Origin of the sequence: Candidatus Skiveiella danica, assembly GCF_022705245.1 — a bacterium.
Lineage (GTDB): Bacteria > Pseudomonadota > Gammaproteobacteria > Burkholderiales > Burkholderiaceae_C > Skiveiella > Skiveiella danica.
In genome coordinates, this window is sequence record NZ_JAKJEW010000003.1 from 155306 (window position 1) to 174083 (window position 18778).

General features: G+C 64.6%; 18 protein-coding genes. All 18 read left to right on the plus strand.

The genetic code is table 11. From position 1 onward, the window contains the following. Position 1: 1 nt before the first annotated feature. A complete protein-coding gene (gene traL / locus ACMUOY_RS02990; RefSeq protein WP_413890932.1) occupies positions 2-292 on the plus strand; it encodes a type IV conjugative transfer system protein TraL in 291 nt (96 codons plus the stop codon). Beyond that, positions 289-906 carry a type IV conjugative transfer system protein TraE gene (gene traE, locus ACMUOY_RS02995; protein ID WP_413890934.1) on the plus strand — a complete coding sequence of 206 codons (618 nt, stop codon included), beginning with the start codon at positions 289-291 and terminating at the stop codon, positions 904-906. The genes traL and traE overlap by 4 nt, the downstream gene beginning before the upstream one ends. Beyond that, positions 845-1564 (plus strand): type-F conjugative transfer system secretin TraK, encoded by a 720-nt coding sequence (locus tag ACMUOY_RS03000; RefSeq protein WP_413890936.1) that lies wholly within the window; start codon positions 845-847, stop codon positions 1562-1564. Before traE ends, ACMUOY_RS03000 begins: the two co-directional genes overlap by 62 nt. Continuing rightward, the gene (locus ACMUOY_RS03005; protein WP_413890938.1) at positions 1557-2891 is read left to right on the plus strand and encodes a TrbI/VirB10 family protein; all 1335 of its coding nucleotides are present in this window, start codon (positions 1557-1559) and stop codon (positions 2889-2891) included. The genes ACMUOY_RS03000 and ACMUOY_RS03005 overlap by 8 nt, the downstream gene beginning before the upstream one ends. Then, positions 2884-3747 carry a DsbC family protein gene (locus ACMUOY_RS03010; protein WP_413890940.1) on the plus strand — a complete coding sequence of 288 codons (864 nt, stop codon included), beginning with the start codon at positions 2884-2886 and terminating at the stop codon, positions 3745-3747. Before ACMUOY_RS03005 ends, ACMUOY_RS03010 begins: the two co-directional genes overlap by 8 nt. 41 nt (positions 3748-3788) lie before the next feature. Further along, positions 3789-4391 (plus strand): type IV conjugative transfer system lipoprotein TraV, encoded by a 603-nt coding sequence (gene traV, locus ACMUOY_RS03015; protein ID WP_413891024.1) that lies wholly within the window; start codon positions 3789-3791, stop codon positions 4389-4391. Between the two features lie 2 nt (positions 4392-4393). Then, positions 4394-7015, plus strand: a complete 2622-nt coding sequence (gene traC, locus ACMUOY_RS03020) for a type IV secretion system protein TraC (RefSeq protein WP_413890942.1) — start codon at positions 4394-4396, stop codon at positions 7013-7015. After that, positions 7012-7398, plus strand: coding sequence for a hypothetical protein (locus ACMUOY_RS03025; RefSeq protein WP_413890944.1), 387 nt, complete (start codon positions 7012-7014; stop codon positions 7396-7398). The genes traC and ACMUOY_RS03025 overlap by 4 nt, the downstream gene beginning before the upstream one ends. Then, on the plus strand, positions 7395-7985 hold the full coding sequence (locus tag ACMUOY_RS03030; protein ID WP_413890946.1) for a S26 family signal peptidase: 591 nt from the start codon (positions 7395-7397) through the stop codon (positions 7983-7985). The genes ACMUOY_RS03025 and ACMUOY_RS03030 overlap by 4 nt, the downstream gene beginning before the upstream one ends. 4 nt (positions 7986-7989) lie before the next feature. Continuing rightward, positions 7990-8667, plus strand: coding sequence for a type-F conjugative transfer system protein TraW (gene traW, locus ACMUOY_RS03035; RefSeq protein WP_413890948.1), 678 nt, complete (start codon positions 7990-7992; stop codon positions 8665-8667). Then, positions 8654-9691 carry a TraU family protein gene (traU, locus tag ACMUOY_RS03040; RefSeq protein WP_413890950.1) on the plus strand — a complete coding sequence of 346 codons (1038 nt, stop codon included), beginning with the start codon at positions 8654-8656 and terminating at the stop codon, positions 9689-9691. The genes traW and traU overlap by 14 nt, the downstream gene beginning before the upstream one ends. Before the next feature lie 304 nt (positions 9692-9995). Further along, positions 9996-10532, plus strand: a complete 537-nt coding sequence (gene trbC / locus ACMUOY_RS03045; protein ID WP_413890952.1) for a type-F conjugative transfer system pilin assembly protein TrbC — start codon at positions 9996-9998, stop codon at positions 10530-10532. After that, the gene (locus ACMUOY_RS03050) at positions 10529-11500 is read left to right on the plus strand and encodes a hypothetical protein (RefSeq protein ID WP_413890954.1); all 972 of its coding nucleotides are present in this window, start codon (positions 10529-10531) and stop codon (positions 11498-11500) included. The genes trbC and ACMUOY_RS03050 overlap by 4 nt, the downstream gene beginning before the upstream one ends. Beyond that, on the plus strand, positions 11497-12741 hold the full coding sequence (locus tag ACMUOY_RS03055; protein ID WP_413890956.1) for a conjugal transfer protein TraN: 1245 nt from the start codon (positions 11497-11499) through the stop codon (positions 12739-12741). Before ACMUOY_RS03050 ends, ACMUOY_RS03055 begins: the two co-directional genes overlap by 4 nt. A 14-nt stretch (positions 12742-12755) precedes the next feature. After that, positions 12756-13151: a hypothetical protein gene (locus ACMUOY_RS03060; RefSeq protein WP_413890958.1), complete on the plus strand. Its 396-nt coding sequence runs from the start codon at positions 12756-12758 to the stop codon at positions 13149-13151. Between the two features lie 3 nt (positions 13152-13154). Further along, positions 13155-14066 carry a conjugal transfer protein TraF gene (gene traF, locus ACMUOY_RS03065; protein WP_413890960.1) on the plus strand — a complete coding sequence of 304 codons (912 nt, stop codon included), beginning with the start codon at positions 13155-13157 and terminating at the stop codon, positions 14064-14066. Next, positions 14063-15508 carry a conjugal transfer protein TraH gene (locus ACMUOY_RS03070; RefSeq protein ID WP_413890962.1) on the plus strand — a complete coding sequence of 482 codons (1446 nt, stop codon included), beginning with the start codon at positions 14063-14065 and terminating at the stop codon, positions 15506-15508. Before traF ends, ACMUOY_RS03070 begins: the two co-directional genes overlap by 4 nt. A 63-nt stretch (positions 15509-15571) precedes the next feature. Beyond that, on the plus strand, positions 15572-18478 hold the full coding sequence (locus ACMUOY_RS03075) for a conjugal transfer protein TraG N-terminal domain-containing protein (protein ID WP_413890964.1): 2907 nt from the start codon (positions 15572-15574) through the stop codon (positions 18476-18478). Positions 18479-18778 lie beyond the last annotated feature (300 nt).

The following is an 18778-nucleotide window of genomic DNA, read 5'->3' on the forward strand; positions in this document are numbered from 1 at the left end:
CATGAACGACGCCTCGCTCGATATCCCGCGCCGGCTCAACGATGCACCCCGCATGTTCTGGTGGGAGATCGACGTCGCCCTGATCTTCCTGGGGGCAGTGCTGGCCGGCTTGCTGGCCGGCTTCTTCATGACCGGCTGCGCCCTGGGCGTGCTACTGGCCTTGAGTTTCGCCAAAGCCAAGTCGGGCGAGCATCCAGCCTTTGCGCTTCACCTTCTGTACTGGCACCTTCCCTCGATCATCTCGGGGCTCAGGCGCACGCCGCCCTCCTACCAACGGGAGTTGATGGGATGAGGCTGGAATGGCTGCGCGCAGACATCGCAAGTGCCCGGCGCGCCACGACGTATCTGGCAGTGCTGCTCACCGGCTCGCTGCTCGTCAACGTCGTGCTGGCCTTATTGACAGTGCGCATGTCCAACCGTGAACGGGTGGTGTTGGTGCCTCCCACCATCAACAAGACCTTCTGGGTCGAGTCCGAGCGGGTCAGCGCCGAGTACCTGCAGCAAATGGCGTACTTCCTGATGCAGCTCACGCTTGACGTCACGCCCCAGAGCGTGGACCACCAGGCCAGCGTGCTGATGCAGTACGCCGCCCCCGCATCCTACGGCGAACTGCGAACGGCCATGACCGCAACCGCCGATCGCCTCAAACGCGACGGTGCCTCGACGATCTTCAGCGCACGCGACCTGATCGTCGACGAGGCCACCCAACGCGTGGGCATACGCGGGCAACTCACCACATTCATCAGCGACCGCCGCGTGTCCGAAGTCTCGAAGGCCTATGCCATCGAGCTGCAGTACGCCGGCGGCCGCGTCTTTCTCAAGGCATTTCGCGAGACCCATCCCAATGATCCCCTGGAAACCAAGCCTTCTGCTACCTCCACTGCTGCTGCCGCTGCTAATCGGTAATCCCGCCCACGCGCTCCAGATCGTGGATGCGCAAGACGGGCAGACCGTGCTCGGCAAGGTCTCGCGCAAGGAGATCACCCGCATCGCATTCGAGCGCGGACGGGTGCGCAAAGTCACCGGAAATGCCGGCGAGTTTGTGCTGGAGAAGGACGACGAGAAGGGCCAGATCTTCGTGCGGCCCACGGATCCACAAAGCACCAAGCCGATCAACCTGTTCCTCACCTCAGACCGCGGCACCGTCGCGCTGCTGCTTCAGCCTGTCGACACCCCGAGCGACACGATCATGATTCGCGAGCCGCGTGAACGCAGCACGGGGCCCACACGCGTGGAGGCCAGTGGCCGTCATGTCCGCACCCTCAAGAACCTGCTTCTCGCGCTCGCGGACGACGCCCTGCCCGACGACATGCAAGCCCTGGAGCCGGCGCGCGATGTCGCCTTGTGGTCGGGGACACGTCTCACCCTGCAGCGGGTACTGCTGGGCACCGGCGTGGTGGGTGAGAAGTACCAGTTGACCAACGTCGCCGACACCACGATGGAAATAGCTGAGACCGCACTATTCAAGTCCGGCGTGATGGCGGTCAGCGTGGAGCGGCCCAGCCTGCGCCCGGGTGAGGCGACAAACGTTTTTGTGATCCGGGAGCGGCGCAGCGATGACTGAAACCGTCTCCAACTCGGTGACCGTCAAGCGCCGCCAGTACCTGCTGCTGGGCGGAATCGGCGCGTCAATCGTCATCGGCGCGTTGTTCTCGATATCACTCACCAGTTCCAAGCCCGACTCCGAGCGCAAATCGAAACTGAAGTCGACCAACATCCTGGCGCCCGGTGGCCAGGTCGACCCGCGCGATGCCTGGCGGGGACAGGCCGACGCACAACTGCGTGCCATCGAACAGAAGTCGCGCGAACTGACTCAACGTGACAAGGAGATGGAGGGCCGCAGCCTCGAGATGATCGAGCGGCTGCGCAAGCTGGAGGCCAATGGTCTCACTTCCCTGCCCCCACCCCCAGTCGCAGCGCCTGCCACCCGCCCAAACTTTGGGCCCGACGCAGCCAATGAGTCCCAAGTCGGCAGCGGGCTACGCACTCTCCCGCAGCTACCACCACCTCCACCCCCTGCGCCCTACCGCGCCGGCAGCGTCAACCCGTTGCCAGCGCCTGGCTCTAGCGGCATGCCAACCAGCGCACCGTCGGCAATCGTCAGCATCACGCTGGCCGACCCGGCGCCGGCGACGAAGTCCGCGGCCGACTCCGCGGTCAAGGGTGCTGCGCAACGCGACACGCGACGCTACATCCCGAGCGGCGCCTTCACCCGGGCTCTGCTGCTCGGAGGTCTGGACGCGCCCACCGGTGGGCAGGCCCAGCGCAATCCACAGCCGGTGCTGCTGCGCCTGATGGACAACGCGGTGCTTCCGAACCAGTTCCGCTCCAAGATCAAGGAGTGCTTTGTCGTGGGCGCCGGCTACGGCGATGTCAGCTCCGAGCGCGCCTATATCCGCACCGAGTCACTGTCGTGTATCACGCGGGACGGAACGGCCATCGATGTCCCGATCAAGGGTTATATCGCCGGAGAAGACGGCAAGGCCGGCATGCGCGGGCGCCTGGTGTCCAAGCAGGGCCAGATTCTGGCCAATGCGCTGCTGGCTGGAGTCGCCAGCGGCATCGGGCAGGCGTTCACGCAGAGTTCGACCACGATGTCGATCTCGCCGCTGGGCACGACCAGCACTATCGAGCCCGGCAAGCAGATTGAGGCCGGCATTGGCACTGGCGTAGGCAAGGCGTTGGACCGTCTCGCCCAGTACTACATCACGCTGGCCGAGAAGGTTCTTCCGGTCGTCGAGATCGACGCCGGACGCACCGTCGACGTCGTGATCACCCAGGGCATCGCCCTGCAAGGGCCACTGGACGCCGCCACGCAGGACTTTGATGCCTATCCGCGACTCGCGGCACGCGCCAACCAACTCAGGAGAACTGAAGATGAAGATGAATGAACCCCACATTCGGGCCACCCGTGGCCTGCGCGCCCACCTGTTTTCTCCCGTTGTAGCCGGCCTGCTGGCAGCCGCGATTGCGTTACCCTGCGCCGCGCAACCGGCTGGCTCCACAGTGCCATTGGCGCCAATGGAGCAGCTCGCACCGACAACGCCCGACACCAGGGCCGCCACTGGCGCGATCGGCACTCGCCTGCAGGCGCTGTACCCGTCCACCCGCTTTGGTGCCATCAACCCCACGCCCTGGCCGGGGGTGTTCGAGGTCACGATGGGCGCCAACCTGGCCTATGTCGACGGGAGCGGGCAGTACTTCCTGTTCGGTCACCTCTACGACATGAAAGCGCAGCGTGACCTGACTGCCGAGCGCAAGGACACATTCGCACGAATCGACTTCGACGCGCTGCCGCTCTCGGATGCGATGAAGGAGGTACGCGGCAACGGCGCGCGCGTATTGGCGATCTTCAGTGATCCGGACTGTCCCTATTGCCAGAAGCTGGAGGCCGACATTCGCAATCTCACCAACGTCACGATCTACACCTTCCTGATGCCACTGGTATCCCTGCACCCGGCGGCGCACAGCAAGGCCGTCTCGGTTTGGTGCGCCACGGATCGCACCGCCGCCTGGCACGCCATGATGTGGCGCGGCGAATCCGTTCCCCAGGCCGACTGCCCGCATCCGGTGGATCGCAACGTCGCTCTGGGCGAGCGGCTGGGAATCAACGGCACACCGACGCTGATCGCCTTGGATGGCCGGATGCTGCCGGGCGCAGCCAGCAAGGAGCAGATCGAGGCCTGGCTGATGCGATCGGCAGTCAGCGCCCAGGGCGGCGCCAAGGCAGAGGTCATGCCCCGATGAACCCGGGCGCAAGGGTCACCGCCATGGGCGTGACGACGGCGATGGCGATCGTCCTCGCCGGATGCGCTTCCTCGCTGTCGGGCCTTGGGAGCACAGAGAGTTATGCCTGCAAGGCGCCTGTCGGCGCCCAGTGCACGTCCGTCTCTGGCAATTACGCCAACTCCAGCGCCGACACCGGAGCAAATTCGGGCGCCAACGCCAACCCCTTTGCCACCCGAGCCATGCATGAAACACAGCGACCACCGCAAGGACTCCTTGCCACCGAATCCGTCCCCGCCACGCTTCGTAAGACGCGGCCCTCAGCACCAGCGGACGCCTCACCAGGCCCCGCGTCTAGCACCCCGGCCGGAGCCGCAGCCAGTACCTCGGTCAATGTCGCGGCGTCCCGCGCCGCCGCGAAGCTTCGTTCGTCCCCTCGCGTACTGCGGCTGTGGGTCGCGCCCTGGGAAGACCGTGATGGCGATCTGCACGATGCGTCCTTCGTGCACGTCGTGATCGACACGGGGCGCTGGCTGATCGACCGGGTCCGCCCGGCGCCGAGCTCAAAGCTTGACGTCACCACGCCGCCACTCGTACCACCCTCCGCGCCTGATCCGGCTCCCGACGCAAGGTCAGCGGCCGACCCCTCACCCACCGAGCCTTGAGCATGCTGCGCAACTTGATCAACGATCTCGAATCGGCCCTGAGCAATGCCCGCGCCGCAGATCTGCTGCCGCTCTCTGGCACCGGTCGGGCGCAGGGCCCGGGCGACAGCGCCAGTCTGTCGCAATGGTTGCCCTACCGGGCCTACCTCGAAGACCAGCAGGTTTTCATCAACCGGGATGCGCTGGGCTTTTGCCTGGAGGTTCGCCCCCAATCGGGCGCCGACGAGGACATGGCCCGGGTGCTCACCGCGCTGTATGCCTCATCGCCTGTCGGCACCGGCATCCAGTTCCACCTGCTGGCCAGTCCGGACATCCGCGGCACGCTCGGCCGCTATGCCGACCTGCGACTGCCCGACGAGGTCGTGCCGGAATTCGAAGCCCATGGGCAAAGGTGGGGACGGCCGGGCCGTCACGGCAATATCCACCGCACCATGGCACGGCGTCGCGTCGGGCACTACCTGGCAGGCGCCCGCCATTCTCTGCTGCCCAACCAAAGCTACCTGCTGCGCAATTTCCGGCTGATCCTCAGCGTCTCGCTGCCCGGCAGCCCGGAGAACCTGAGTCGCATCGATGAGCTACTGTTGATGCGCGACGGGCACCGCGCCACATTGCACGCGGCGGGCTTCCCGTCCCGGTCCTGGACGGCGGGCGAACTGATCAACTGGGTCTCCGCTCTCGTCGATCCGCATCGCCAGGCTGGAGAAGGCATCGCCCTCACCTACGACCCGGGCCGGGAGCTGCGCGATCAAATGATCGACCGCTCGACGCAGCTCGACATCGGTCGGACCGGTATCGACATCAGCAACCCGGCCGCACAAGAAAATTGCGAGCTGCGCCTGCTGTCGGTTCGTTCGTGTCCGGCACGCTTTGCGCTGTGGAACATGGGCAGCCTGATCGGTGATCTCTACCAGGCCACGCTCCAGTACCCGTGCCCTTTCATGATCACGCTCGGCGTGCATGTGCTCGACCCCGAGGCCACGCGCAACTGGGCGTATCTCAAGTCCGCGCGCGCCACCACCAACGCGACGAGCTATATGGCGCGCTTCCTGCCCGACATGCAGGAGCGCAAGTTGGACTGGGACATCGTTCTCAAGGCCATGGACGACGGCAAGCAACTCGTCAGCCTGCAGCACCAGGTGGCGCTCTTTGCTCCCAGGCTCGAGATGGCACGGGCCGAGCAGTCGGCAAGGTCCATCTTCCGTGCGCGCGGATTCGAGCTCTCGCGCGACACCATGATGATGACCCAGGGCCTCATTGGCTCGCTACCGATGACGATGTCACCGCCCTTCCATGCGGACCTCGCCCGCATGAAACGCGTGACCACCAAGACTTCGGCCAACGCGGTGCACCTGGCACCCCTCATCGCGGAGTGGCAGGGCACCGGTACGCCGGTGCTGCTGCTGGGTGGTCGCCGCGGCCAGCTGATGCAGATCGATGTCTACGACAACCCGGCGGGCAACTACAACGTCGCCATCGCCGGCACCTCGGGCTCCGGCAAGTCGCTGCTGCTCAACGAGATCGCCGCATCGTATCTGGGAACCGACGCCCGCGTCTGGATCATCGACGTGGGCCGCTCATACGAGAAGGCGTGCCGCAACTTCGGTGGCAGCTTCATCGAGTTCACCGAAAACGCCGGCCTGTCGCTGAACCCTTTCAGCTTCGTCGACGATATCGACGAAGACATGGAACTGCTGCAGCCCCTGCTCGCACAGATGGTTTCGCCGCGCGAACCCCTGGAAGGTTTCCAGTACTCCACGCTGGGCGCGGCCATCAAGAAGGTCTGGAAGACACGAGGTCGCGAGATGACCGTCACCGACATCCACAACCTGCTGGCCACCGGCCGGCTCGACGACACCATCTACAAAGGCAGCGACAACGGCAACGGCAACGACATCGACAGCCCAGCCCCTGCCGTCGAAGGCGACCGGCGCCTGAAGGACCTTGCCGCCATGCTGCAGCCGTACACGCTCGAGGGCACCTACGGAAAGTATTTTGATTCGCACGCCACGGTCGATTTCAGCAGCGACTTCATCGTGCTCGAACTCGAGGAGCTCAAGGCCAAGAAAGACCTGCAAACCGTGGTGTTGCTGATCATGATGTACCGCATCACCCGCGAGATGTACTTCTCGCGTGACCGCAAGAAGATCGTGATCATTGACGAGGCCTGGGACCTGCTCTCGGGCGGGGCGACTGCCGAGTTCATCGAGGCCGGCTACCGCCGCGCACGCAAGTACAAGGGGGCCTTCATGTCGGCCACCCAGGGCGTGGACGACTACTACCGCAACCCGGCAGCCAAGGCTGCGCTGGACAACTCCGACTGGATGTTCCTGCTGCGCCAAAAGCCCGAGTCTGTCGAGATGATGGACAAGCTCGGGCAGGTCACCATGGACGACGCGATGAAGCGGCTCCTGCAGTCGCTGCGCACCGAACACGGCGCGTTCTCCGAAGTCTTCATCCACTCCCCGGCCGGCAACGGCGTCGGGCGCCTGATCGTCGACCCCTACAGCCTGCTGCTCTTCAGCAGCCGGGCCGAGGACTTCAGTGCCATCAACGCCAAGCGTGCCGCCGGCATGACGGTGTCCCAGGCCATCGAGGCGGTGCTAATCGACAGGGGACAGGCATGACCCGATTCGACGCATTGCGACTGATCGTGATCAACGCAATAGTGAGCCTATTGATTGTCGGTGGCGCCTTATCGTGGTCACAGTGGATGCAGCGCTCTCAGAAGGCGACATTCGGAACACTGGATGTGGCAGAGCTCTATCGGCTCAAGGAGAGCCAGGTTGCCGCGGTTCTCGTCAAACGCGATATCGGAGATCTGGAGCGTGCCATGGCGATCCAGCGCGCGGCGGTCTTTGGGGCCGAACTCAGCAAGCTCATCGAGGCGCTGCCCCAGGAATGCGGCTGCCTAGTCCTGATGCGCGGTGCGGTGTTGGGCTCCGGCGCCCAACTCGTCGATCTGACACCCGATGTGCGCCGCCGGCTCGGCTTGGAGGTACGGCCATGAGCAGGTTTTCGCGGACCCTGTTCGCAGGGCGGACCACAAGCCGGATCGACGCGGTTTGTATCGTCAAAGCGCAGGCACTCTGGCGGAGCTTCGACCGTTCGCTGTTCTTCGAGCGGTTGATGCGACACCTTCAACGCTGGAGCCTCGTCTATCTGACCTGCGCCGTGGCGATCTTGTGGTTCGATACGCACTACACGGTCGCGCTGAACGTCACCGAAAGCCTTCCCCATCGGCTCTTTCTGATCCACCGCAGCGAGATGCCAAAGCGCGGCGATCTTGTTGCCTTTCGCTGGATGGGCGGGGGGCCCTACCCGGTTGGCGCAACCTTCATCAAGGTGGTCGCCGGCATGCCCGGCGACGCGGTGACCCAGGTGGACCATGACTACTTCGTCAACGGCTACCCCGTGGGTCGGGCCAAGCGAATGAGCAGGCAAGGGGTCGAACTCGAACCCGGCCCGACCGGCACGCTGCCCGCTGGCGCCTACTACATGCGCGCGCCGCACCCGGACAGCCTGGACTCCCGCTACGCACTCACCGGCTGGGTGTCGCAAACCCAGATCATCGGACGGGCCCATGCGCTGTTCTGAAGCCATGCACACACTGCAAACGTCGGCGCGGCCAGACCAGCCACGGCGAACCTTCGCGCTCGGCAGCCACCTGCGCATGGCGATCGCGGCGATCACCCTGCTCGCCAGCTTGTGCGCGCACGCACGCGACCTTGGCGTGATCGGGCCGGTCTACGCCATCTCTGAGCCCAGCCTGATCGAAGTGATCCAGGCCAAGCTGCGCGAGATGGATGCCAGCGGCGGCTTGGCCCGCCTGCAGCGCGAAAGCCAGGCACGCATCCGGCGCGAGGTCGAGCAACCCGCACCCGTTGCCGGCATCACCCGCGCCACGCGGGCACGGAGTTTTCATTTCGATCCGAGCATCGAGGTGCCCTACCCCATCCTTGATGCCGATGGCCGGGTCATCGTGGCGCCCGGCACCCGCGTCAACCCGCTCGACACCGTGTCGCTGTCGCGTCCGCTGCTGTTCATAGATGCGCGCGACAGCGCCCAGCTCGAGCGCGCGCAGCGAGAACTCGGCGCGCACAAGGGCCAGGTGAAGCTGATCCTGACCGGCGGCTCCTACCTCGACCTGATGCGCCGCTGGAAGCTGGCGGTGTTCTACGACCAGCAGGGCCGCCTCAGCACCCAGCTCGGGATCCGCCATGTGCCCGCGCTCGTCACGCAGGACGGCAACAGGCTGCGCATCGATGAACTCCTGTAACTCCACATCGACCCGTTTGCTGCGCCGGCTCATCGCCACTGTTGCGGTGCTGGCCGGCCTGCTGGGGCTGGCCACGTCGGCCCAAGCTGGACCGACCTGCCACGGCCAATTCATGAACCCGATCACCGACATCTGCTGGAGCTGCATGTTCCCACTGACCCTCGGATCAAGCACCCTGATCTCGGACGGCCAGCCGGACATCAGCAATCCCTCCTCGCCGGTATGCTTTTGCAAGAACCCACCGCGCATCGGCGTGTCGATCGGCTTCTGGGAGCCGGTGCGACTGGTCGATGTCACGCGCACACCGTTTTGCATGGTCGGACTTGGTGGTCTACAACTGGACCCCGGCATCGAAGTTCCACGTGGAGCGCAAGTCGGGCACGACAGCAAGACCAGATCGAGCTTCTACCAGGTGCACTGGTACGCCAACCCGATCCTAAGCTGGCTCGAAGTGCTGCTCGACTTCCCGTGTCTGGAGGAAGGCTCTCTCGATCTGGCCTACCTGACCGAGGTCGACCCGCTGTGGGCCGACGACGAACTCTCCGCGATCCTGAACCCCGAGGCGGTGCTCTTTGCCAACGTGGTTGCCAAGGCGGCCTGCGCTGCCGACTGTGTTGCGGCCAGCGCCGGCATGCCGATAGCAAGTCTCTTCTGGTGTGCCGGCTGCCAGGGGTCGATCTATCCGATGACCGGCCATGTCACCACCCACATCGGCGGCGTTCAGGCCTCCGTACTGCTGACCCAGCGCATGACGGCCAAGATGCACCGGCAGTTCACCACTTTTAGCGGCGCCGGCAGCCAGGGTCTGTGCGGCTACTACCCGCTGCCGATCATGGACAAGACCCACTACAAGCTGCAAATGGTCTATCCGGTGCCCGCCACCTCCAAGGAAAGCGGCCAGTGCTGCCAACCCTACGGCCGCACCACCATGATCTGGGGGGCGGGCAAGGAATACCCGGTCAGTGGCGAAGATTTCTCGTATCAGATCTTTCGCAAAAGGAACTGCTGTGCCGGCGCCTATTGAAAACTCTGGTGACCGCTGGCGCTGGCTTGTTGCGGCCGTCCTCGCAACGGCTGTCTTCGTCCCGTGCGTCGGGCGCGCACAGCCGAGGCCCATCTCGCCATCTCCGCCGTCCTTACCCTCGTCCGCGTCAACTCCGTCACCGCAGTCGCCTCGGTGGCCGGGCCCGGACGATATGGCGCGGGCCCTCAAGGCCCAACCCCTTCCCCCACCCGCTCGCCTGGCCACCCAGCCTCCGCGCGAGATGCCCCGCATCGCACCCACCGCGCCCGACTTACCGGCACTGGGCAATATCGATATCGCAGCCATGGCAAGGCAAGGCGCGGCAATCGGCGCGCCGCCCCAGGACGCAAACGGCACCAGCGCGCTGCGCATCTTCATCACGCTTGACATGCCGCGCGCCAGCCTGCGGCGCCTGGTCGACCAGGCCGATCGCTCGGGAGCCACCCTGGTGCTGCGCGGACTCAAGGCCCAATCGATGCGCCAGACCCTGGCAGCGGTGAGCGAGCTGATCCAGTCTCGGCGCGTGTCGTGGGTCATCGACCCGGACGCCTTCACACGCTTCTCTGTCAGCGCCGCACCGACTTTCGTGCTGACATTGACCGACGAACCCGTGGCGGGTACGTCAGGCGGTGGCACAGTGCCCGACCTGCCCCAATGCGGCAAAAGCGGTGGAAGCAGTGGAAGTGGCGGAACTGGTTGCACAACGCCTGCGGCCACAGCTGCCTACCTTTCGATCTCGGGTGACGTCAGCCTGGACTATGCGCTGGACGCGATCGTGCGGCGCAGCCCCGAGGCAGCGCCCCGCGTCAGCTCGATTCTTCAAAGGCTGCGCAAGTCATGATCCATCGAATCGTCACAGCCCTGCTGATCGCCGTATCAAGCCTGTCGGTGCAGGCCCAGTCCCTGCTTGACGCCTTCAACCAGGGCGCGGCACTCGGCCGCAGCGGCAACAGCGCGGCGCGTTCCCAGATAAACGGAGACACCCTGCAGTCCGGCGTGCCCGGCTACACCGCCGACCCGCCGCAAACCTCCTACTTCGGCAGCCCAGGCATCGCGGCACCTGCTGCCGCTGCGGCAAACGCATGTACCGGCCCGGGAGACAGCGGGGACCCCACCGCGCAGGCCTGCAACGCGGTCAACTTCTCGCAGACCAACCCTACCCGTCGTCCGATGTTCAGCATCACGCGATCCGATCCACTTCTGCTTGGTGCCAAGACCATCACCGCCGATCCACAAGCCATCGCCGGCAGTATCGCCGGCACCTACAGCGGCTGCACAGTACAGACCACCACCACGCCGGACCGGTTCGAGACCGCGCTGTGCCATCAGTACCGGACGATGGAAACGCTGTCCTGCGACAAGGTGCTGATCGTGACTCCGATGCAGACACCGGGCTGCTCGGACGGGCAGTTCCTGACCCGTGTCACCGCCGATCCCTGCCCGTCCTGCGTCGACTACCTGGCCTTCGATTTCAGCTGCGGGTCTGACAGCTACCTGATGCATGCCTTCACCATTGCCAAGAGCAGCGGTCAGGTCTACATGGAGCTCGGTTCGCAATACGTGCCCGGCACGCTCAACACGCAGATCCCCAAGACCCCCGGCCCGTCGCAGGTCGACGGCTACCTCTGCTACCAGACCCATTACAGCCAGTCCTGCTCGGGAGCGAACTGCTCCATCGGCGCCTGGTTCTCCAACCCCTGCCAACGCACCAGTTACTTCGGCACAAGCACCTTCGCGATGCCGACGACGGTGACGTTCACCGACACCTGGGACAACCAGTGCGCGGCGCTGGAGGCTCGCACCCAATGACCGCCATCTGGCCAACACAAAACGCATGCGACCGATGGCTGCCGGCCTTCGCGGCGCTCGCGGCGCTCGCGGCCGTCATACTGCTCGCCAGCCCTTCGCCGTCGCATGCTGCCGATTGTGTCAAGAACTCGGAGGTCTGCGTCGAGGGGCCGGCAACCCGCAACATCGGCGGCCATTTGGTCTATCGCGACTGCTGGCGCACCACTTCCGAATTCAGCTGCCTATCGCAGAACTCGACCGACGACTGCCAGCCACTGGTTGAAAGGGGCTGCAGCCAGGTGGGGTCAAACTGTGTGGATACCAACGCGCAGGGCGCCTGCATGGTCTTCGAGCAGACCTGGCAGTGCCGGGTGGCCAGCGGCGCCACCTCCACAGTGACGAACTGCGGCAGCCAGCAGTTCTGCATCGATGGCCAGTGCTTTGACACATCGCACGCGCCAGATGCCGACTTCGCCCGCGCCATTGCAGGGCTGGAAGTGCAGCGCGAAGCCGGCCAGTACATCGACCCCAACACCCTGGTCGTCTTCCAGGGCTACGACAACCGGTGCCGCAAGAAACTCTTCGGCCTGGTCAACTGCTGCAAGGGCGGCGGCTCTGGCGGTTCCTCGTTCTCCAACATGAGCCTGATCGCAGGCGCCGCCAGCCAGGTGGCCGGCGCCGTGGGATCGAGCTACACCTTTGATGCATTGTTTACCTCGGACGCACCGGATGTCGTGATCCAGGGTTTCGAGGCCTTGTTTGGCGCCGGTGGCGGCTCCTCGGCGCTGGCCGGTCTGATGGCCGGTGACCTGTCGGTCAGCTCCTTCATCGAAACCCTGGTGCCCGGGCCCTGGTCGCTTGCCATGCTGGCGATCCAGCTCTCGGGCCTGCTGTCGTGCGATCAGGCCGAGCAAATCCTGGCCATGAAGAAGGACAACCGGCTGTGCCACAGCGTAGGTAGCTATTGCTCGGCCAGGATTCCGATCATCCGTACCTGCATCCAGACGACGCAGACCTACTGCTGCTTCAACTCCAGGCTCGCCCGCATCCTGAACGAGCAAGGGCGCGCCCAGCTCGTGCGCAGCTGGGGCGGCGCGAAGAGCCCCGACTGCAGCGGCTTTACCGTCGCCCAGCTCCAGTCCCTGGACTTCTCGCGCATGGACCTCACCGAGTTCTATGCCGAGATCGCTCCCAAGATGCTCGATGTCGGGGCCTTGCGCCAGAAAGCCCAGCAGCGCGTCGACAGCTACTTCGCCCCCTGAACGAGGTGCGCCCAATGACTTGCCATCGCCCCAACCACGTCAACCGGACGCTATCGACGGCAATGGCAGTGCTCGCCATCGCGTGCGGGACCATGCAGCCCGCAGTTGCCTCCACCGTCGAGCGAATCGCCGTTACCGAGATCAAGCCGCTGCTGATGCGGGCCGCCGAGAGCGGCGAAGCGTATGGCGTCCTGTCCGGCACAGGAGCCATCTACCTGAAGCGCAAGTTCGACGCGACGAGCCCGATCGAGATCGACGTGCGGCGTCTGCGCGCGCTGCCCCAAACCGGATGTGGTCGCCTGGAAGTGACGACACGTCAAAGCGCCGTTCTGGTTGGCGACGCACGCCAGGACCAGGAACTGGTCTACCAACTGAGCTTTTGCGCCGACGGGCGGTTTCCCCAGGAGTGATCGATGGCCAAAGCTCTCTTGCTCAAAGCATTCAATCAGAATCCGCTAATCACGAGCTGGCTGGCGCTCTGCCTTGCGATGACCGGCGGCGCGACGGCCGCCCAAACCACCGCGTTGCCGGACGACGACATCACGGCCGTGGATGCCGTGCCCCTTTCCGATGCTTCGGACGCAGTCACAACCTACTGGCGCCAACACCGCGAAGGCTGGTTCTGGTACCGCGATCCAGCGCCAGGAAAGCCCCGTCCCCACGCGACTACCCCGAAGAAACCCAAGGACTTGAGCGACTTCGAAGCGCTGCAGCAACGCCTGGAAGACCTCAAACGGGTGGCAGTCATGAACCCGAGCGACGCCAATCTGCTGGCCTATATGAGCCTGCAGCGCTTGGTGATGGACAAATCCCAGACCTTTGCCGACCGCTGGCAGCGCCTGGTCTGGAGCGTGCCCGATCTGGATTACGCCATGACCGGTCGGCCAACCAACGCCATGGCGATCAATGTCTTCGACGATCAGCAGCGGGTCCGTGACGCACAGACCGTACGTGGCTTGGCTGCCACCCACGGACTCATCTTCGTGTTCCGCAGCGACTGCCCGTTCTGTCACCGCTTCGCGCCCATATTGAAACGCTTCGAGCAGGAGTTCGGCATGACGGTGCTGGCTGTGAGCATGGACGGCGGAACCCTGCCCGACTATCCCAATGCCCGTCCCGACAACGGCATCGCCAGCCGATTGAACGCGCGCTCGGTACCCGCCCTGTACCTGACAAATCCGTCCAAGCGCGAGATTCGCCCCATCGGCTTCGGCTTGATGTCGGACTCAGAGCTTCTGGAGCGCATCGCCACCCTGGCAAGGGATGCACGTGACGAAGGCAACCGCCTTGACGACCAGCCAAACCCCGGGAGAACGCTGCGATGACTACTCAAAAGATGCGCCTGATTGCCAGCCTGCTTTCGTTGACACTGGCTGTCACGCCGATCGCCGCCCTGCCAGCCAATCTCAACTCCGAGATGCAGGCTATGTTCGACGACCTCGGAGCACTGGGCAACGTGACCACCCCGGGCGCCTTCCGCGGCCAGGCGATGAATCTATATACCGGCGGCAGCCTGATGATGCGCGCGCCCGGGCGCAACTACCCGCTGATCAATACCCAGCTGCCCAGCATGCGTGCCGGCTGCGGCGGCATCGACATCTATGGCGGTGCGTTCTCTTTCATCAACAAGCAGCAGTTCATCGCCCTCTTGCGCAACATCGGCTCCAACGCGGTGGGTTACGCCTTCAAGCTGGCCCTGCAGTCGATCTCGCCCGACATCGACAAGCTGCTCACCGAACTGCAGGACCAGATGAACAAGATCAACGCCATGAACATCAACTCCTGCGAAGCCGCGCAGGCACTTGTCAACGGCGTGGTGGGCGAATTCGACAGCTCGGTACAAAGCGGCTGCGCCAACATCTCGCAGTACCTGGGCAGCGTGACCGACCGCGCCGAGGCACGCCTGACCTGCGCCACCAACGCGCCCTCGGTCGTCAAAACCGCCGCCAACTCCGCCGATCCGAACGTGCGCAACGTCACTTTCGTCAAGGGCAACGTCACCTGGCTGGCACTGAACCAGGTGGGCGGCAACATCAGCCAGCAGGAGCGCGAGCTGATCATGAGCCTGATCGGCACCGTCATCCTCACACCACCGGACGACGATGGAAACGGCGCCAGCCCGCGTTATGCCGAGCCCACCATCACCGGCTTGCGCGACCTGCTGCTTGGCCGTGCCGATTCAACAACCCAAGGCAACGTCGATGTCGACGTCTATGTCTGCGACGAACCCGCCGAGTGCATGAACCCGGTACGCACGACCGTCTCGGTCAAACCGTTCACGCAACTGGTGACCGAGCGGCTGCGCCGCATGTCCGACAACATCGTCACGCGCAGCGCGCAAAGCGCCGCCGACATCGGCTTCATCAACAACACCAGCGAGCCGGTCTACCGCATGCTGGCCATTGCCAACGCGGTGCCGGGGTCCGGCACCGCAGAGACGCTGATCGAGACCTACAAGGATGTGATCGCCCTGGACTACGCCGAGACTTTTCTGAGCCGCTCGCTCACCCAGGCCATGGCCGCCTTGTCGCAGGCGCTGCGGCGCACCGAGATCGAGCAGAAGTATCTGGACGACATCCGAACCAGTGCCCAGCAGACAAGAAGCCAGCTCCTCGCAGAAAAGCAGACTGCCTATGCCAAGGTGCGCTCGGTGTCGTCGATGACGCAGGACCTGCAGACCCTGGAGCGCCAGCTCTGGAGCGCCATGCCGCCGGCCGTCAAGGCGATGCTGGACTTCAGCGCCAACGCCGGGGCACGGGGCTCCTGAAGCGGGCACCGGCTCTGTGCACGGATGTTCGACCTGAATGTTCGCGATAAGTGATCGAAGTAAATGTTCGAGATTTATGCCTACGGCAATGTCGACACCCTGACCGGGGTGTTCAACGCCATCGCCGCAATCATGGGCGGCGCGGACTATCTGGGTCTGATCAAGACGGTGGCGATCACCGGCGTGCTGGTTGCCGCCTTCGCAGGCCTGTTTACGCCGGGGCGCTTCGCAGGCTGGGCCTGGTTCATCGGCTTCATGTTTGTCTACAACGCAATGTTCCTGCCCAAAGTCGATGTGGTGGTAGTCGACAAGCTCGGCAGCCAGCCGCCGGTTGCGGTGGGCAACGTTCCGATCGGTGTGGCCTTCTTCGGCCACTACACCAGCCGGGTCGGCGACGTCTTGACCCGGTTCTTCGAGACCGCCTTCCAGGTGATCCCGGACACCAATGCGCAGTTGCCCGCCGAGCTGGCGTACCAGAAGAACGGTGTGATGTTCGGCAACCGGCTGATCCAGGCCACCCGCGCAGCCACCATCGGCGACCCACAGCTGCGCACCGACCTCATCGCTTTTGTGTACAACTGCACCGTCTACGATCTGCAGGACGGCACGATCGACCCCGCCGCCTTTGCGCAGAGCACCGATATCTGGTCGCTGATGGGCAATCCCAATCCGGCCCGCTTCTCGACCTGGAGCACTCCGGTGCAGGTCGACACCTGTCCCAACGTCTACACCCAGCTCGCCAACCGCTTGCCGGCAGAGATCGCCAGCGCCCGGGCTCTGCTCGCGTTCCAGCTCAACCCCTCGATGGACCCGATGCTGGCCCCCGGCGTGATCGACGGCCAGATAGAGCAGGCCTACACCAAGACCCGGATCGCCACCGCGGCCCAGGGCGCCGGCGACCTGCTGCGTCAGAACATCATGATCAACCTGGTGCAGGACACCAACAGCCTGGCCGGTCTGAAGCTCAATGACCCGGCGGCAACTATGCTCGCCACCGCCCGTGCGAACGCCACCGCATCCACCAACGCATCCTTCCTGACCATGGGGCGCATCGCCGCCCAGGCGCTGCCCATGGTGCGCAATGTGATCGAGGCGGTGGTCTATGCCGTCTTCCCGTTTGTCTTCCTGCTGTTCCTGCTCGCACAAGGGCGCGGCCTGGCGCTGGCAATCAAAAGCTTCGTGATGAGCCTGGTGTGGATCCAGCTCTGGCCGCCGCTCTATGCCATCCTGAACTACGTCGGCACGTTGGCGAGCGCCAGAAACCTCGCGGCCGCCGCCACAATGGGCTCGGGCACCCAGGGCCTCACCCTGGACACTGCGGCCAGCATCTACCAGGGCGCCATCTCCGACCAGGCGATCGCCGGCTACATGGTTGCGGCGATTCCCATCATCGCCACCGCCATCATCAAGGGCGGCGAAGTCGCATTCCAGGCCATCACCGCCTCCAGCGCATTCCAGTCGGCCGCATCCAGCGAAGCCGCCGGCGCCACCAAAGGCCTGGTCACGCAAAACGCTGTCTCGATCGACCAGCAGCAACTCGCCCCGAATCGCACCTCCGCCTTCATGTCCAGCAGCACCGACGCCCACGGCACCACCATCCAGGGCAGCGGGCCAGACGCAGGCGTATTCCGCTACCAGGCCACCCTCAGCCGCCTGGCCAGCACGTTCACCGTCACCGAACGCCAGGCCACGGCGCTGGGCGAGAGCGCGCGTGAGGCTGAAACCTTCGCCACCACACAACGCGAAGCCATGCAGCACAGCCAGGCCACCGCACTGACACGGGCCTTGGGCATCCAGGACAGCTACGAGAAATCGCAGCAGCGCACGGGGGCGACCAGCATCTCCGAGGGTGGGTCGACCAGCACGCAGTTCCAAGCCCTCAATTCAGTGGCACGCGACGTCAACCGTCGACTGGGCCTCTCCGACGACTCGACTGTCGGCAAGACTATTGCCGCGTCAGCCTCCATCGGCGCGAAGATCCCGTTGACCCAAATTGGAGCCGATGCCAAGGCCGAGGGTCGAGCCGTCGACCAGCAGATTCTTCAGAGCGCCTACGATTTCGCCCGCAAGGCAGCCGAAAACACGCAATTCTCGCAAGCCAGCGCCCTGGTCAAGGATTTCCGGTCTTCGGACGCCTACCAGTGGGCGCGTGGAAACCGCACGATCGCGACCGACGGCTACGACTCGTCATCGCGCGAAGCCAGCGAACGGCAATCCTCCAGCGACAGCGCCCATGGCCGTGCCAAGGAACTGGCCCGGACCGCACAGTTCATGCGCGAATGGGGCAGCGGCACCCAGACCGACTTCACCAACTACGCCGCCCAGCGCTTGGCCGAGCGCGGCCTGCTGCGAGAAGAGGACCCGATCAATCTGCAGCGGGCAGTTACAGAGATCGCCTACTCATATGCCCAAGGCGGCAGAACCGCCAGCGGCTATGTCCCCACCGACAGCCCTCTTGGCCCAAGCCAGCCTATGCCCGAGGCGATGGGCTGGTCGTCTCCATTGCGCGATCAGTACGACAGCCAGGTCCGTGGGGGAAACGGCAGCGCGATCAGCGAACAGGTCACTCGCAACGACGCCGACATCCGGGCCCGTCAATCCCGCTCGGGTTTGCAGCCAGGCAAGGTGGTCGAAAACGACCTGTCAGGCAACGTCAAGCAGAGTCATCGGGAAGCAGCAGGCGACATCGACAGGGGGCGCCGGCAGGTGTCGGAGGCCGCCGGCACGCTCAGTGAGAATTACAGCGCTTCCGTTCGCGCCGGCAAGGTCAGTCCGAACCATGGTGGCAACCGAGCTGTCTGGGACACGGTCGGTGCAAATGCCGTTCCCCCTGAGATTGGCACTTCGCCCAAACCGGAGCCGAGCGGCGAATGGCACTTTGGAAGAGACGGCGTGCCGGTCGCGGGCCCAGAGCCAAAGCCCGTGGATTCTGCCAGCCCGCCCAGGCCCGGACGTAAATCCAAGCGCTGAACTACTCGTCGATGCGCGACCGGCCGGCACCGATGTCAAGGCTGCCGAGTCCGTTTCTAGTTTGATGACCAGCATAGTCATCCAATGATCGAATCGCATGCCGGGTCGGCTGGTCGCCGGTGAGCGCATCGTGTAAGGACCTCGACCGAGATTCGTCCTCTGCCGGCAGCCCCACAGCCACAGCCGCATGGACCTGCGTCCACACGCTGGTGAGGAATCCAGACCATTTAGCAGTAAACGAGTTGGTGTCAGCATTCATAACGCAATCGTAAACGATCGGGGTCGAAATGGGGTGGCGGC